Annotated in this window: 13 protein-coding genes; 4 read left to right on the forward strand and 9 right to left on the reverse strand. The window is 72.4% G+C overall.

Going from position 1 to position 14044, the window contains the following annotated elements:
* Positions 1-148 precede the first annotated feature (148 nt).
* Positions 149-841 carry a DUF4410 domain-containing protein gene (locus VKN16_15180; protein ID HME95547.1) on the forward strand — a complete coding sequence of 231 codons (693 nt, stop codon included), beginning with the start codon at positions 149-151 and terminating at the stop codon, positions 839-841.
* A gap of 8 nt (positions 842-849) precedes the next feature.
* Here VKN16_15180 and VKN16_15185 read toward each other — a convergent pair whose 3' ends face one another.
* Entirely contained in the window at positions 850-1230 is a 381-nt protein-coding gene (locus VKN16_15185) for a YciI family protein (protein ID HME95548.1), read from the reverse strand.
* 86 nt (positions 1231-1316) lie between these two features.
* A complete protein-coding gene (locus VKN16_15190) occupies positions 1317-4466 on the reverse strand; it encodes an adenylate/guanylate cyclase domain-containing protein (protein HME95549.1) in 3150 nt (1049 codons plus the stop codon).
* Between the two features lie 179 nt (positions 4467-4645).
* Between VKN16_15190 and VKN16_15195 the strand changes: the two genes are divergently transcribed.
* Positions 4646-5488: a phytanoyl-CoA dioxygenase family protein gene (locus VKN16_15195; GenBank protein ID HME95550.1), complete on the forward strand. Its 843-nt coding sequence runs from the start codon at positions 4646-4648 to the stop codon at positions 5486-5488.
* A 64-nt stretch (positions 5489-5552) separates the two neighbouring features.
* On the opposite strand, the gene VKN16_15200 is transcribed toward VKN16_15195, so the two are convergent.
* Genes VKN16_15200 through VKN16_15210 form a run of 3 tightly spaced genes read right to left on the reverse strand, consistent with a single transcriptional unit; the run spans position 5553 to position 7613 of the window.
* A complete protein-coding gene (locus VKN16_15200) occupies positions 5553-6695 on the reverse strand; it encodes a cobalamin-independent methionine synthase II family protein (protein ID HME95551.1) in 1143 nt (380 codons plus the stop codon).
* A complete protein-coding gene (locus tag VKN16_15205) occupies positions 6692-7138 on the reverse strand; it encodes a MaoC/PaaZ C-terminal domain-containing protein (GenBank protein ID HME95552.1) in 447 nt (148 codons plus the stop codon). Before VKN16_15205 ends, VKN16_15200 begins: the two co-directional genes overlap by 4 nt.
* A 13-nt stretch (positions 7139-7151) precedes the next feature.
* Entirely contained in the window at positions 7152-7613 is a 462-nt protein-coding gene (locus VKN16_15210) for a MaoC family dehydratase N-terminal domain-containing protein (GenBank protein ID HME95553.1), read from the reverse strand.
* A 186-nt stretch (positions 7614-7799) separates the two neighbouring features.
* Between VKN16_15210 and VKN16_15215 the strand changes: the two genes are divergently transcribed.
* Both VKN16_15215 and VKN16_15220 read left to right on the forward strand, forming a co-directional pair.
* On the forward strand, positions 7800-9530 hold the full coding sequence (locus tag VKN16_15215) for an AAA family ATPase (GenBank protein HME95554.1): 1731 nt from the start codon (positions 7800-7802) through the stop codon (positions 9528-9530).
* A 2-nt stretch (positions 9531-9532) separates the two neighbouring features.
* The gene (locus VKN16_15220; GenBank protein HME95555.1) at positions 9533-10333 is read left to right on the forward strand and encodes a general secretion pathway protein GspB; all 801 of its coding nucleotides are present in this window, start codon (positions 9533-9535) and stop codon (positions 10331-10333) included.
* 12 nt (positions 10334-10345) lie between these two features.
* Here the strand turns inward: VKN16_15220 and VKN16_15225 are convergent, their stop codons facing one another.
* The 4 genes from VKN16_15225 to VKN16_15240 form a co-directional block, all read right to left on the reverse strand.
* Positions 10346-10582 (reverse strand): ATP-binding protein, encoded by a 237-nt coding sequence (locus VKN16_15225; GenBank protein HME95556.1) that lies wholly within the window; start codon positions 10580-10582, stop codon positions 10346-10348.
* 85 nt (positions 10583-10667) lie between these two features.
* Positions 10668-11660 (reverse strand): hypothetical protein, encoded by a 993-nt coding sequence (locus tag VKN16_15230; protein ID HME95557.1) that lies wholly within the window; start codon positions 11658-11660, stop codon positions 10668-10670.
* A gap of 41 nt (positions 11661-11701) precedes the next feature.
* Positions 11702-13111: an FAD-dependent oxidoreductase gene (locus tag VKN16_15235; GenBank protein ID HME95558.1), complete on the reverse strand. Its 1410-nt coding sequence runs from the start codon at positions 13109-13111 to the stop codon at positions 11702-11704.
* Between the two features lie 54 nt (positions 13112-13165).
* Entirely contained in the window at positions 13166-14002 is an 837-nt protein-coding gene (locus VKN16_15240; GenBank protein HME95559.1) for an NAD(P)-dependent oxidoreductase, read from the reverse strand.
* Between the last annotated feature and the right edge of the window lie 42 nt (positions 14003-14044).

Below are 14044 nucleotides of genomic sequence, written 5' to 3' on the forward strand. Positions count from 1 at the left end.
GCGTCCGCAAATGCGGGCGGCCCCCGCGCGCGTGACCGGTCGGCCGGAGCGACGGCGTCGGCGCGGACCCACGAACCAGATGGCGGTCGGGGAGGATCGGATGCGCGACAGGGCCGCGGATGCACGCGGGGCTCGGGAGCTGGTCTTGATGATCGGTCTCATCCTGATCGGCCTCTCCGGCTGCGGCCGGACGAGCGTCGAGAGCGTGGACGTGAAGGCCGGCGGCCCGCCCCGGCCGCAGCTCATCGTGGTGCACGATTTCGCGGTGTCGGCAAGCGCGGTCGCGCTGGACGGCGCGATCGGGGCCCGCGCCTTGGAGGCGGTGAAGGGCGAGCCGGAAGTGCAGGCGCACCTCCGGATCGGCGAGGAGGTCGCCAAGATCCTCACCGAGAGCCTGGTCAAGGAGATCGGCAAGCTCGGCATCCCCACCGTGGCCGCGGCCGGCCCGACGCCGGTGACCGGCCCGAGCCTCCAGATCGAGGGGCAGTTCCTGACCGTGGACCAGGGGAACCGGCTCCGTCGCGCCGTCATCGGCTTCGGAGCGGGGGCGAGCGAGGTCCGCACGATGGTGCAGGTCTTCGAGACGACGAGCGAGGGCCGACGCCTCGTCGAGGACTTCTACACCACCGCGAAGAGCTCGCGCAAGCCGGGGTTCGGTCCGGTCGCCGGCGCCGGGGCTGCGATCTCGACCGCGGCGACGAGCGCGGCGGTGTCGAGCGGGGTCGGTCTCGCCACCGCGCACTCGCAGACCGTCGAAGGCGACGCCCGGAACACCGCCGATGAGATCGTCAAGATGCTGAAGAAGTTCTTCGCCGAGCAGGGCTGGATCGCGCCGCAGTAGTCGCGCGATCAGCTCGGGAGGCCGCGCCCATCCCGGGAGTGCCGCAGCTCCTGGACCGGCCGGACCTCGACGGTCGCCACGCGCGCGGGCGGGAATTTCGCGGCGATCGTGCAGGCCTCGTCCATGTCCCGAGCCTCGATGAGGAAGAAGCCGCCCAGCTGCTCGGTGGTCTCGGCGAACGGTCCGACGGTCGCGGAGGCCTTGCCGCCGCTCACTCGAATGGTCCGGGCCGTCCCGGTCCGCTGCAGCGCGTGCGACGCGATGTAGTGGCCGCTTCGGCGGATCTCCTCGGCGTATTCGATCGCGGAGTCGATGAGCGCCTGCATCTCGTTCTCGGGAATGGCGTCCAGCACCTTCGGGTCGTGGTAGATCGTGAACAGGAACGTCATGGCATCCTCCTGAATCTGCATGATACCGGCGGCGGACCACCGGCACTAGCTGGTCGTTGGCCGGAGCGCGAGATCGACCGACCCGGCTAGGTGACCAGGCGCGCGCGCTCGCGCGCCGCGATGGCCCGGTAGGGAGCCGAGCCCAGCTCCGCGGCGAGGGCGTCCAGGGATGCGAGCGCGCGCTCGATCTCGGCCCGGTCGGCGGCGGACTCCTCCAGGAGATGCACGCCGGCCAGCGCGACGTCGAAGGCGCCGAGCCGCCAGCCGCGATCCCGCTCGACGAGCCGGCGCGCGTCCGCGAGCAGCGCGTCGGCGCTTCCGCGGTCGCCGGCCACCCGCCTGGCCTCCGCCAGCGTCGCGAGGATGCGCGGCTCGTACCAGAGGGCGGTGCGTCGCTCGCGCGCGAGCCCGAGGGCCCGCTCGAGCGTGATCGTGGCCGCGGGAAGATCGCCGGTCGCGAGCTCCGTCGCGCCGAGGAACGCCGCCGATTCCACTCGCGAGAACGCGCTCCCGCGCTCTTCCGCGAGAGCGACGGCGCGGCGGCCGTGGACGAGCGCGCCGGGCAGATCGCCGCGCAGGCGCAGCACCTCGCAGAGGAAGCCGTGCGTTCCGTAGAGAACCTGGACGCTTTCCTCGCTCGCCTCGCCGAGCTGCGCGCGGAGGGCGGCTTCGGCCTCGGCCGGGTCGCCCAGATGCGCGCTCGCCAGCGCCCACCACACGCGGCACAGGCCGGGGGCGGTGGAGCGTGCGACCGCCTTCCGCAGGCCGGGAACCGCCGCGAGATCGCTCAGGGCGCGGTCGGCGGCGGCCCGGGCCGGCGCGAGGCGGCCGACCGCGAGCTGGGCGTGGACCAGCACCGCGCGCATCTCGAATTCGAGGAGCGCGTCGGCTCCCTCGGCGAGCGCCATCCCGCGCTCGGCGCAGGCGAGGTACTGGCCCACGTCTCCCGCGAGCCCGCACAGGCGTCCGTAGGAGGTGAGCAGGAACGCGTGACCGGCCGGGTCGGCCAGCCGCTCGGCCACCGCGCGCGCCTCCTCGAAGAGGTCCCGCGCCTCACGCGCGTCGATGCCGGCGATGCGGCCGATCTCGAGGAGGGCGATGCGCGAGGTCAGCTCGAGCGTCAGGGTCTCGCGCGATTCGGGCACCGCGGCGAGCAGCGAGGTGACGCGACGGCAGTGTCTCGCCCCGTCCGCCGGGTCGCTGCGCGCGATGCGCCGGCCCGCGTGCTCGTGCCAGCGCGCCGCCGCGAGGCCCTCGCCCGCCTCGTCGAAGTGGTGCGCGAGGAGCGCAGCGTGGGTGGCCGCGGCCGGCCCGTGGATGGCGAGCAGGGCGCGGGCGATCGCGGCGTGGGTGGCGCGGCGGCGATCCGCGAGCTGCATGCGGTAGGCCACCTCGTGCGCGAGCGGATGCCGAAAGACGCGCTGATCCGGGGCCTCCGCGGGGCCGAGCAGCTCGGCGGCGGACAGGCGCGCGAGCGACCCGTCCAGCTCGGGCTCGGACCGGACGACCACGGCGCGGAGCAGCTCGACGGGCACGTCCTGCCCGATCACCGCCGCGGCCTGGAGGATCTCCTTGTCGCGGTCGTCGAGGCGGTCGATGCGCGAGGCCAGGACCGCCCGGACGGTCTCGGGCAGCGCGATCTCTCCGATCGGAGCGGCCAGCGCGTAGGCGCCGCGCTCTCCGCGAAAGACGCCACGCTCGACGAGCGAGCGGGCCATCTCCTCGATGAAGAGCGGGTTGCCGGCCGCGCGGGCCTCGATCGCGGCGCGCAGCGGCGCGATCGAGACGTCGGCTCCGAGCCAGTCGTCGAGCAGCGCCGAGGACTCCGGCCGCGCGAGCGGCGCGAGCGAGAGGCGCTCGACCCGCGAGCCCCACTCGGGCCGGTACTCCGGCCGCGTGGTCGCGAGCAGCAGGATCCGGCGGCCGGCCGCGTCCGGGGCCAGGAGACGGTCGACGACCATCCCGAGCGCGGCGTCGCTCGCGGAGTCGAGCCAGTGCAGATCCTCGACCCAGAGCATGGTGGGCTCCGACCGACCGCGGGACCGGATCAGATCGCCCAGGGACTGGAAGAGCCGGGCGCGGCGGGCGTCGGGATCGAGACCGGACGGCGCCGGCACGTGATCGGCCCCGAGGAGGTCGAGCCAGAGATCCCTCGCGATCGGGTCGGGCGGCACCGCCTCGAGACCACGGGCGACCGCGTCCGCGACGGCGGCCGACGACGCGCTCTCGCCGATCCCGAAGAGGCTGCGCGCGAGCGTGGCGATCACGTGCAGCGGCAGCATGCGGCCGTGGGACAGCGCGCGAGCATGGTGGATCGCCACGCCGCCGGCGCGCTCGATCAGCTCGTGACCGAGGCGGCTCTTGCCCGCGCCCGGCTCTCCGGTGACCAGGACCACCCGCGGTCGACCCGACCGCGCCTCGTCCAGCGCCCGCTCGAGGACGGCCAGCTCGCGATCGCGGCCGACGAAGCGCGAGAAGCCCCGGGCCCGGGCGCGGTCGAAGCGGCTCCGGATGCGGCCCGGGCCGCGCAGCTCGAACACCCGCACCGGCGCGCTCGCGCCCTTGAGATGCTGCTCGCCCCGGTCGACGAAGTCGAACAAGCCCGCGGCCAGGCGCGCGGTGGGCTCGGTCACCGCGATGCCGCCCGGCGGCGCGAGCTGCTGCACCCGGGCCGCGAGCCCGACCACGTGCCCCTGCGCGGTGTAGTCCATGCGCAGGTCATCGCCGATCCGCCCCACCACCACCTCGCCGGAGTTCAGGCCCATCCGCACCGCCAGGTCGAGCCCGCTCTCGCGGCGCACGTCCCCGGCGAGCCCGGCGAGATCGCGGGCCAGGTCGAGCGCGGCCGCGCAGGCGCGCTGCGCGTGGTCCTCGTGGGCGATCGGCGCGCCGAACAGCGCCATGATGCCGTCACCGGTGTACTGGTTGATCGTGCCCTCGTACCGGTGAACGCCGGCGGCGAGGATCCGGAACAGGCGATCGAGGAGGCGATGCCATTCCTCGGGATCGACGCGCTCGGCCAGCTCCATGGAGCGCGCGACGTCGGCGAAGAGCACGGTGACCAGCTTGCGCTCGCCTCGCAGCGCGCTCTGCGACGCCAGGATCTTCTCGACGAGATGCCGCGGAGTATACGAGCGCGGCTCCCGAGCCGTCCTCGGCGGCGTGAGGGAGCCGCCACAGCGATTGCAGAACCGCGCGTCGGCGGGGTTCTCGTGGCCACACGATGGACAGCTCACCGGGGTCTCGCCGGGTCTCCGAGGCCCGCCGCGATTTCGGTGATGATGGGGTCGCCGGTCGTCATCGGCCCTATCGTACCCATCCCCGGTGATACGGCACCACGCGCCTTCCGGGCCGCCGACCCGGAACGTCTCGGGCCGCGCCCAGGACGAGGACGTGGTGGTGTAGGATGGCGCCGATGGGCAAGAAGCTGACCCAGGCCCAGATCGAACGCTACCACCGCGAGGGGTTCGTCCACCCGATCGACGCGTTCCCGGCCGAGGACGCCCGGCGGTACCGGCTCGCCATGGAGGAGTTCGAGGCGGCCCAGGGGCGGGAGCTCACCAGGGGGCACAATTTCAAGCCGCATCTCCTGTTCACCTGGGTCGACGAGATCGTCCACCATGCCGCCATCCTCGACGCCGTCGAGGACCTGATCGGTCCGGACATCCGACTGTTCCATCTGTCGGTCTGGCCGAAGAACCCGGGCGACCCCGCCTATGTGAGCTGGCACCAGGACGCCACCTACTTCGGCCTCGAGCCGGCCGTGCAGGTGACCGCCTGGGTCGCGCTCACCGACGCTTCGATCGAGGCCGGCTGCATGGAGGTGATTCCCGGCTCGCACACGCTCGGCCAGCTGCATCACGCCGAGCACCGCGACGCCACGCACAATCTCCTGTCGCGCGGCCAGACCATCACGGTCGAGCTGGACACGGGCCACACCCAGTTCATGCCGGTGCGCGCCGGGCAGTTCTCGCTGCACCATACCCACCTGGTGCACAACTCGCGCCCGAACCTCTCCGCCGACCGGCGCGTCGGTCTCGGCATCAGCTACATCCCCACGACGGTCCGGTGCACCAGTCGTACCCGCGTGACCGCGATGCTGGTGCGGGGCACCGATCGCCATGGGCATTTCGACGACGAGCCACGCCCGCGCGTCGATTTCGGGGCGGCCGAGCGCGCGGCTCACGCCGAGGCGGTCGCACGCTTTCGCGCTTCCAACGCCGAGCAGACGACCCGCTACGCCGCGGCGCTACGATAGGAAGGAAGGTCAGCCGCTCTCTTCACGCGTCGCCCCGAGGTGATCCTGATGCGGCCGGCCGATGCTACCAGAGCTCCTTCGTGGCGAGCCGTGCGCCCTCGGCCAGGCTGGCCAGCTTGGCCCAGACGATGTCGGGGTCCACCGCGGCCTGGCCGACCCAGGTGCCGAAGCCGCAATCGGTCCCGGCGATGACGTTCTCGCGGCCGACCAGCCGCGCGTAGCGGCCGATCCGCTCGGCGACCAGCTCGGGATGCTCGATGAAGTTGGTCGTCGAATCGAGCACGCCGGGGATGATCACCTTGTTCGCGGGCAGCTTGATCCGCTCGAACACCCGCCACTCGTGCGCGTGCCGCGGGTTGGCCGCCTCGAACGAGATGCCCTGGGGCCGGGCCGCGAAGACGAGATCGAGGATGTCGGCGAGGGGCACGTCGTAGTGATGCGGGCCCTCGTAGTTGCCCCAGCAGAGATGGATGCGGAGCTGCTCGGGCGGGATCTTGGCCACCGCGTGATCGAGCGCGGCCAGGTGCAGGCGCGCCATCGTGCGAAATTCTTCGAGTGAAAGGTCGGCGAACTGGATATGGCGGCCCATGGCCAGGTCCGGGCAGTCCAGCTGGAGGATGAAGCCGGCCCGCGCTACCGTCTCGTACTCGTGCCGCATGGCGTCCGCGATCGCGAAGAGATAGGCCTCGTGGTTGCGGTAGTGGTCGTCCCGGAAGAAGAGCGAGATGACCCCGGGCGAGGCCGCGCTCATGAAGGCGTCGGCGACGTCGGCGGATCCGAGCGCGGCCCGGAGATTGTCGACGTCGGCCTGCGCCGCCGCGCGGTCGCGGAGGCCGATCGGGCCGGTGCAGGCCGGCGTCTTCCGACGCGCCCGGCCCGGATCGCCGAACACCCGCTTGGCCATCTCCGGGAAGTCCACGAGGTCGCGGTACTGGAGCGCCTGGCTGGTGCCGCCGAACCCGCTCAGCCGATCCTTGATGTAGGTCGCGTAGCTGGGCTTGCTCAGCTCCCCGTCGTTGACCACGGCGACGCCCGCGTCGGTCTGCTTGCGGACGACCTCGGCCACCGCGCTGCGCACGCGCGCGGCCAGCGCGGGCCCGTCGACCGGCACCCCTTCCTCCCGCGCGAACATCATGCGGATGAGATCGGCCGGCCGCGGGAGGCTGCCGGTGTGGGTGGTGAGGATGCGGTCGGCGCTGCGCTTCATCGGGCGGCGGAGGCGCGCGAGGCGAGGGCGACCACGAAGCTGCCGCTGATGAGCGTCTCGCCCTTCTGGTTGACGGCCTGCAGCTCGCCCTCCACGAGCTTCTCGCCGCGCTCTTCGAGCTTGCGCGTCACCTTGCCCCGGCAGATCACGTCGTCGCCGGGCCAGGCCCGCGTCTGGAAGCGCACCTTGTAGCGGCGCACGTTGGGCCGTCCCGCGAAGCGGGTGATCACCCGGCTGAGAATGCCCGCGTTGAGCATGCCCATCGCGAACACGGTGGGATTGCCGGAGGCCTCCGCGAAGGTCTGGTCGTGGTGGATCGGGTTGAAATCGCCGGAGGCCCCCGCGTACTTCACGAAGTCGGTCCGCGTGAGCTTGGCCACGCGGATCTCGGGCAGGGCCTCGCCCTCCTCGACGTCTTCCCAGAAGCGCTTGGTCGCGGACATGGCGATCTCCCTCTCAGTCCTTGACGACCTGGCCGGTCTCGATGCCGACGGCGCGCGCGCGGGCCACCAGCGCGCCCTTGGCGTTGCGGTACTCGGTCTCCGTCACCGCGAAGGTCATGGAGCCGCCGCGCTTGCCCGGCTTCTCGTACACGTCGACGATCGTGCTCACCGCGGTCAGCACGTCGCCGGCGTGGATGGGGGCGAGGAACTCGAACTCCTGCTCGCCGTGCAGCACGCGCTTGAGGTCGAAGGGCAGGCGAGGCCGGCCCCGCCCGTCGTCGTCCCAGTGGGCGACGGTCTGCAGGAACGTCACCGGCGGCATGACGCCGCCCGCCTCCTCGGCGGCGTGGCCCTCGTCGAAGTACAGCGGATCGTCGTCCTTGATCGCGCGCGCGAACTCCTGGATCTTGCCGCGCTCGATGTGCATGGTCACGGGCTCGCCCGTCCTGCCGATGGCGCTCTTGTCGACCGGCATCGCATCCTCCTTGGGGTGTGCCGAACCGCGCCCGCGAGTGTAGCAGCCCGGGACCGGAGCGGAAAGCTTCGCCGCGGAGTTGACCGGCCGCGTACCATGGCCCGGTGCCCTATGGACAGGCGGCGCTCCCCGGCGAATCCTTGACGCGTCCACCCCGGAAGGGCTAGTGTCGTTGCACAGAGGGTGATGTACACCCAGCACTTCCGTCTCAAAGAGCTCCCGTTCTCGATCACGCCCGATCCCCGCTATCTGTACCTCAGCCCGGGGCATCGCGACGCGCTCGCGCACCTGCTCTATGGAGTGGGCGAGGGCGGAGGCTTCGTGCAGCTCACCGGCGAGGTCGGCACGGGCAAGACCACCCTGTGCCGGTGCCTGCTCGAGCAGCTCCCGCCCGGCGTGAACGTCGCGCTGATCCTGAACCCGCGCCTCACCGGCTTCGAGCTGTTGCAGTCCGTCTGTGACGAGCTGCGCATCGCGTACCCGCCGAACACGACGAGCCGCAAGATCCTCGTCGACCTCCTCTACCATCATCTGCTCGACGCGTACGGGCGCGGGGAGCGCACCGCCCTGATCATCGACGAGGCACAGGGCCTCGCGCCCGAGGTGCTCGAGGAGATCCGGCTCCTGACCAACCTGGAGACGCCGACCCGGAAGCTTCTGCAGATCATCCTCATCGGCCAGCCCGAATTGGTCCCGCTCCTCGAGCGCGACGACCTGCGGCAGCTGGCCCAGCGCGTGACCGCCCGCTATCACCTGCTTCCCTTTGGCCTGACCGATACGCGGATCTATCTCCGTCATCGGCTCATGGTGGCGGGCGCCAGGGGCAACATCTTCACCGACGGGGCGGTGCGGGAGGTGTACCGCGCCTCGGGCGGGGTTCCGCGTCTCATCAACTCGGTCTGCGACCGGGCGCTCCTGGGGGCCTACACCGAGGACCGGCAGCGGGTCGAGGCGCCCACCGTGCGGCGCGCCGCCGCGGAAGTGCTCGGCCACTCGCGGCGGCGGTGGGGACGGCCATGGCAATGGGTCGGCGCCGCGGCGATCGTCGGCATGATCGTGGCCGGCTCGGTGCTGCTCACCTACGGGCAGATGGGCTTTCCGGCCCGGCCGGCCAACTGGCGGCCGGCTTCGACGCCGGCGCCGGCGCCGATTCAGAACGGGCCGGCGGCCACTCCGATGCCCGTCGCCCCGCCCGCGGCGCCGGACGTGCAGCCCCAATCCTCCATCACCCCCGACCCCGCGCCCCCGGAGCGCAACGGCGCGGCCGACCGGGCGGCTGCGGAACCCGGGCGCCTCTCCGAGCTCCTCGGCGATCCGGCGATCCGCACCGACAAGGTCGCGGCCTTCCGGAGCCTGTACACGCGCTGGGAGCTCGACTTCGACCCGTCGCGGCAGCGGCTCGCCTGCGATCGCGCGCGCAGCGCGGGGATGCAGTGCCTGTTCAAGACCGGCAGCTGGGCCCAGCTGCGGCGGCTCGACGTGCCCGCGATCATCGAGCTGAACGGGCCGATGGGCGAGAAGCGCTACGTGACCGTGGTCGAGCTGGGCGAGCAGGCCGCCACGCTCGATGTCGGCGGGCAACGGCACACGTTGCCGCTCGCCGAGATCGACCGCTACTGGGACGGGTTCTTCATCGCGGTGTGGAAGACGCCGGTGGTGCGGTCGTTGCCGATCCTCCCGGGCTCCCGCGGCAAGGACGTGACGTGGCTCCGTCAGCGCCTGGGCGAGATCGACGGCCGGGCCGATGGCGGGGCGAATCTCGACGTCTTCGACGACGAGCTGAAGGCCCGCGTCGTGGCGTTTCAACGCGCGCGCTCGCTCGTGGCCGACGGCGTGGTCGGCGACGAGACGCTGGCCCAGCTGAGGACGCTCCAGCGCGACGGCGGCACGCCGCGTCTGGTGCGCTCCGGGTCCTAGCCGTGTCGTACATCCTCGACGCGCTCCGCAAGGCCGAGCGGGACCGCGGGCTCCCCAGGGTCCCGACCCTGGCGACCGTGCACCAGCCCGCGGCCGCGCCGCCGCGCCGCCGTCTCTGGCCGTGGATCGCCGGCGTCGTCGTGCTCGCCAACGCCGCGGTGCTCGCCTGGCTGATGAGTGGGACCCACGCGCCCGAGCTTTCGGCGCGGCCCGCCCCGGAGCCGAGCCACACCGCGCCCGCGTCGGTGACGTCACCCGCTCCGCCGGCGCCGGCCTCGCCGGCGGACGCGGACAAGGTGGCGGCGGCCGGGCCACCCGCCGATGAGCGTCGGAAGCCGCCCGAGGAGGTGCGCTCCGAAGGCGCGACTCCTCTACCCGTGGGGTCCGCCCGTCCCGAGGCGGAGATCCGTCCCCCCGCGGCGCCGGCCGCGGCGGCGAAGGCCCCGGCCCGGCCATCCGTCGCCCCGACTGCGGAGACGCCCTCGCCGAAGCGCGCGGCCGCGGCGGTGCGGCAATCTCCGGAGCGAGTCTCGCCGGCGAGGTCGCCGGCGGCGGTCGCCGACAAGGCACCCGCGGCTCCGTCGGCCGCGGCGTCCGAGATTCTCGAGAAGATGAACCTTCAGGCGGTGGTGTACTCCGAGAATCCGCGCGAGCGCATCGTGTTCATCAACAACCAGAAGTTCGTCGAAGGGCAGTCCATCGACGGCACGGTCACGGTGGAGCGGATCATGCCCGATGGCGTCGTCCTCACCGCCCAGGGCGAGCGCGTCACCCTCCGCGCCGAAGGCGCGGGGCGGCCCTGACCGCGGGCCCGGCTAGCTCGGGCCGGGCTCCCGTAGCGGCAAGACGATGTGAAAGCTCGCCCCCCGGTCCGCGTTGTTCTCGGCCCAGAATCTCCCGCGATGCGCGTTGACGATCGTGCGGCAGACCGTGAGCCCGAGGCCGATGCCGTCCGGCCGGGTGGTGAAGAACGCATCGAAGATGCGCGGCAGGTGGGCGTGGAGGATGCCGGGCGCCAGCCGCGCTTGCCCTCTCCTCGCGCAGCGGCCCAAGCTGCGAGCGCGTGGAGCGAGGCGCGCGCGCCCCCGCTACAACGCGGCGGCCGCGAAGCCCGCCTGGGAGCGCACCGTCGGCTGATCAGCCCAGGGCCGCGAGAGCCCCGATCTCCGCGGACAGCGGATCGACGAAGCGCAGGCGCCGCGAGATGGGATGGGTCGGCAGGTGGTCGAATACCGCGCGGGCCAGGCGATACCCCGCCGAGCCCGGGGGATCGGTGCGGACGGCGAGCGCGACGTAGCACGCCGGGCCCTCGTCGGCGGCGCGCGCCACGAGGTCCCAGAAGGCGTCGGGAGTCGGCCACTCCTTCCACGGATTGAGTGGCGCGTGCCGATAGGGCCGCGCCAGGGCGGTCTTGGCGAGCCGCCGGTACCACGAACTGAAGGCGCGCCGGTAGTCGTAGGCGGTCAGCGGCACCATCAGCATCCGGCGCGCGTCCTCCGCGGAACGGGCGGGCACGTCCAGGGCCGCGCGTGAAGGGTAGTAGGGACGACGCGGGTAGTGTCGGAAATCCGTGGACGGCGCGGTGGTGTAGTCGCCGAAGGTCACGTTCTCGCGCTGCGGGTACCGGCCCGGCTCGGGGGTGACGTCGACCTCGATCCCGAGGGCGATGGCACGGTCCACCAGCGCATCCGTGACGAAGTACCCCCCGTGGCTCGCTCGACGCGGCGGCTCACCGAAGGAGTGGGCGAACGTGCGCGCGGCGGTCTCGAGGCAGCGCACCGTCCAGGCGGTGTCGGCGTGATCGGAATACGAGACCCGGCGCTCCTCGTCCCAGCGGTAGTAGTGCACGTGAATCCCGAGCGGGTCACCGTGCGCGCGCAGCCGATCGATGCGATCGTGGTAGCGATCGACCACGAAATCGGAGCGCCCGTAGCAGCGCTCGATGTCCGGATCGAGGCGGAGGAACCAGGTGGGATGCGGGGCCGCACCGGAGCGCGCGGCGAGCCGGTCGCGCAGCCCGTCCACGAGATCCGCGGCCGCGAGGAAGCCGGTCCAGGGGGGTAGCCCCGACCCGGGCTGAAAATCGTCCGGCTCGACATCGATCCGCCAGATTGCGGGAATCGGCTTCATGTCCAATGCCTCGTTTCGGCCTCCGCGTCGAAGAGCGCGCGTCAGGCGATCAGCCGGAGCAGCTCCTCCCGGGTCGGACCCAGGTGCGGGGCGGCCTCGTGGCGAGCGGCGACGTCCCGCACGTGGTCGGCAAACCCCGGACGCGCCAAGATGGCCCCGGGCAAGGTCAGGCAGCCGACGATCTCCATGAACGCGCGGAAGATCTCGGGGTCGTGCGCCATCGCGCGACCGAGGGCCGCGCCCAGCACGGCCGCCGGCTCGGTGGGGCGCGGGCGCTCCGTCCCCGCGCGGATCGCCTCGATCTCGGCGAGCCGCGCGCGATCGATCGCCACCGTCGCGCGGTACCACGGCGTCAGGTCGGCCTCGGTGGCGCGGTCCCAGGCGAGGGCAAAGCCGTGCGCATCGTCGAGATCGGTTCTCGCGACATCCCGCAGGCGCGCGGCGTGGGCGAGGCCGAGCGCGATGCCGCGTCCGAGTGACGGGTTCGTGCAGGCCCAGGAGTCCGCGACGAGCGCCAGGCCGGTCACGATCGGGCGCCCGTCCGCGACCAGCCGGCGGTAGCGATCGAGGACCCCGGCCATCGGCAGCACGCCGGTGATCGGCTCGCCCGCGAGCCAGTGGACGTGCAGCGGGCACGCCCTCACGACCGCCGTCCACCGGTCGGCATCGCGCAGCTGGGTCAGCGGACGATCGCCGGAGGAGCCGAACACGGTGACCGACCACGTGTCGTTGTCCGCGGGCAGGGTGAGGATCGAGAACGAGCCGAAGGCGGAGAGCAGCCGGTCACGCGGCTGTGGCCCCGTGCCGTCCGGCGACTGGAAGAAGCGCGTGTAGTACACGAACCCGGACGGCTCGGTCTCCTCGTGGAGCGGCGCGGCCCCGATCTCCTCGAGCCATCTCGGCAGCGGGGAGCGCCGGCCGGTGGCGTCGACCACGAGATCGGCGAGGATCTGCTCACCCGATTCGGTCCGTACGCCGGTGACGTGCGGCCGGCCCGAGCGGGGGCGGCCGACCAGATGGGACACCGGGGTGCCACGGCGGACATCCAGGCGAGGCTCGGCCGCGGCCGATCGGGCGACCACCTGCTCGAGGACGGGACGGCGGGCGGTCAGGGTGACGAACCGCTCGTCGTCGGCGCGGCGCTCGAAGGGGGGGAGGGAAGGCGGCGCCATGGCCAGGCTATCGAAGCGGAGGGCGCCGGCGGCGACCAGCGCATCGCGGACATCCGGCAGCTCTGCATCGAGGACATGCCGGGCGCGCGTCTGCAGGTAGTGCGGCTGGCGGAACTGGGCGACCCCGCCGCGCGCCCAGGCCTCCCACGCCTCGCCGGGCGTCTCCGGCACCGGATCCGGGTCGCGCTCGAGCACGGTGACGTCGTGCCCGTCGCGCGCGATGAGCAGGGCGGTGGCGAGGCCGCACACCCCAGCGCCGAGCACGACGATCCTGGCCACGACGGTCCCGAGAATATATCCCGGGCCGAGGTCGGAGGGAAGCCGCCCCCCGCTTTAGGTGGCGCGCCGCCGGCGGCCGGCCGTGGTCCGCGGTGGGGGCGCGGCCGGATTGGCGACGGCCTCCGCGGTGCAGAAGGTGCCCCCCTGGTGCGCCTCCGCGATGGCGTCGCGGCTCGGCTTCTCTCGCGCCAGGACCTCGGCGGCGTACACCTCGCTATCGTCCTCGGGCCGGTAGCCGAGCCGGAAGGCGTTCGAGTTGTCGTACCAGGCCCGCGTGTTCCGGGAGATGCCGTAGACGATCTCGAACTTGATGTCGGGGTGATCGATGCCGATCGAGACCAGCTGCGCCAGGTCTCTCGGGCTGAGCCAGATCGAGAGGCGGCGCTTGTCGATCGGCCTCGGGTTCACGTTGCCGATGCGGATCATGAAGCACTCCATGCCGTACTTGTCGGCGTAGAGGCTGCCGAGCGCCTCGCCGAACACCTTGGAGACGCCGTAGCGGCTGTCCGGCTTGATGTAGACGCGGTGGTCGATCGTCTGGTCGCGGCGGTAGTAGCCCACCGCGTGATTGCTGGTCGGAAAGACGATGCGCTTCACTCGGTTGCGCCGCGCCGCCTCGAACACGTTGTAGCCGCCGACGATGTTCGCCTGGAGGATTGCCGGCCACGGGCCTTCGACCGAGTAGCCGCCGAGGTGCACGATGGCGTCGACGCCGCGGGTGATGCGCAGCGCGTCCGCCATCTTCGAGATGTCGGCTCTCACGAAGGTCTGGCCCCTGGGCGGCTTCAGGGGGCGCCGGTCGGACAGGCGCAGGGCGTATCGCCCCGCGAGCTCCCGGCTGAGGTGCGTGCCGATGTCTCCCGCTGCGCCAGTGACGAGGACGGTCTTCACAGGGCCCTCCCGCCGAGGTGGATGCGATCGGTCCGGCTCGTG

The organism is Candidatus Methylomirabilota bacterium, from assembly GCA_035315345.1.
In the GTDB taxonomy this organism is placed as follows: domain Bacteria; phylum Methylomirabilota; class Methylomirabilia; order Rokubacteriales; family CSP1-6; genus CAMLFJ01.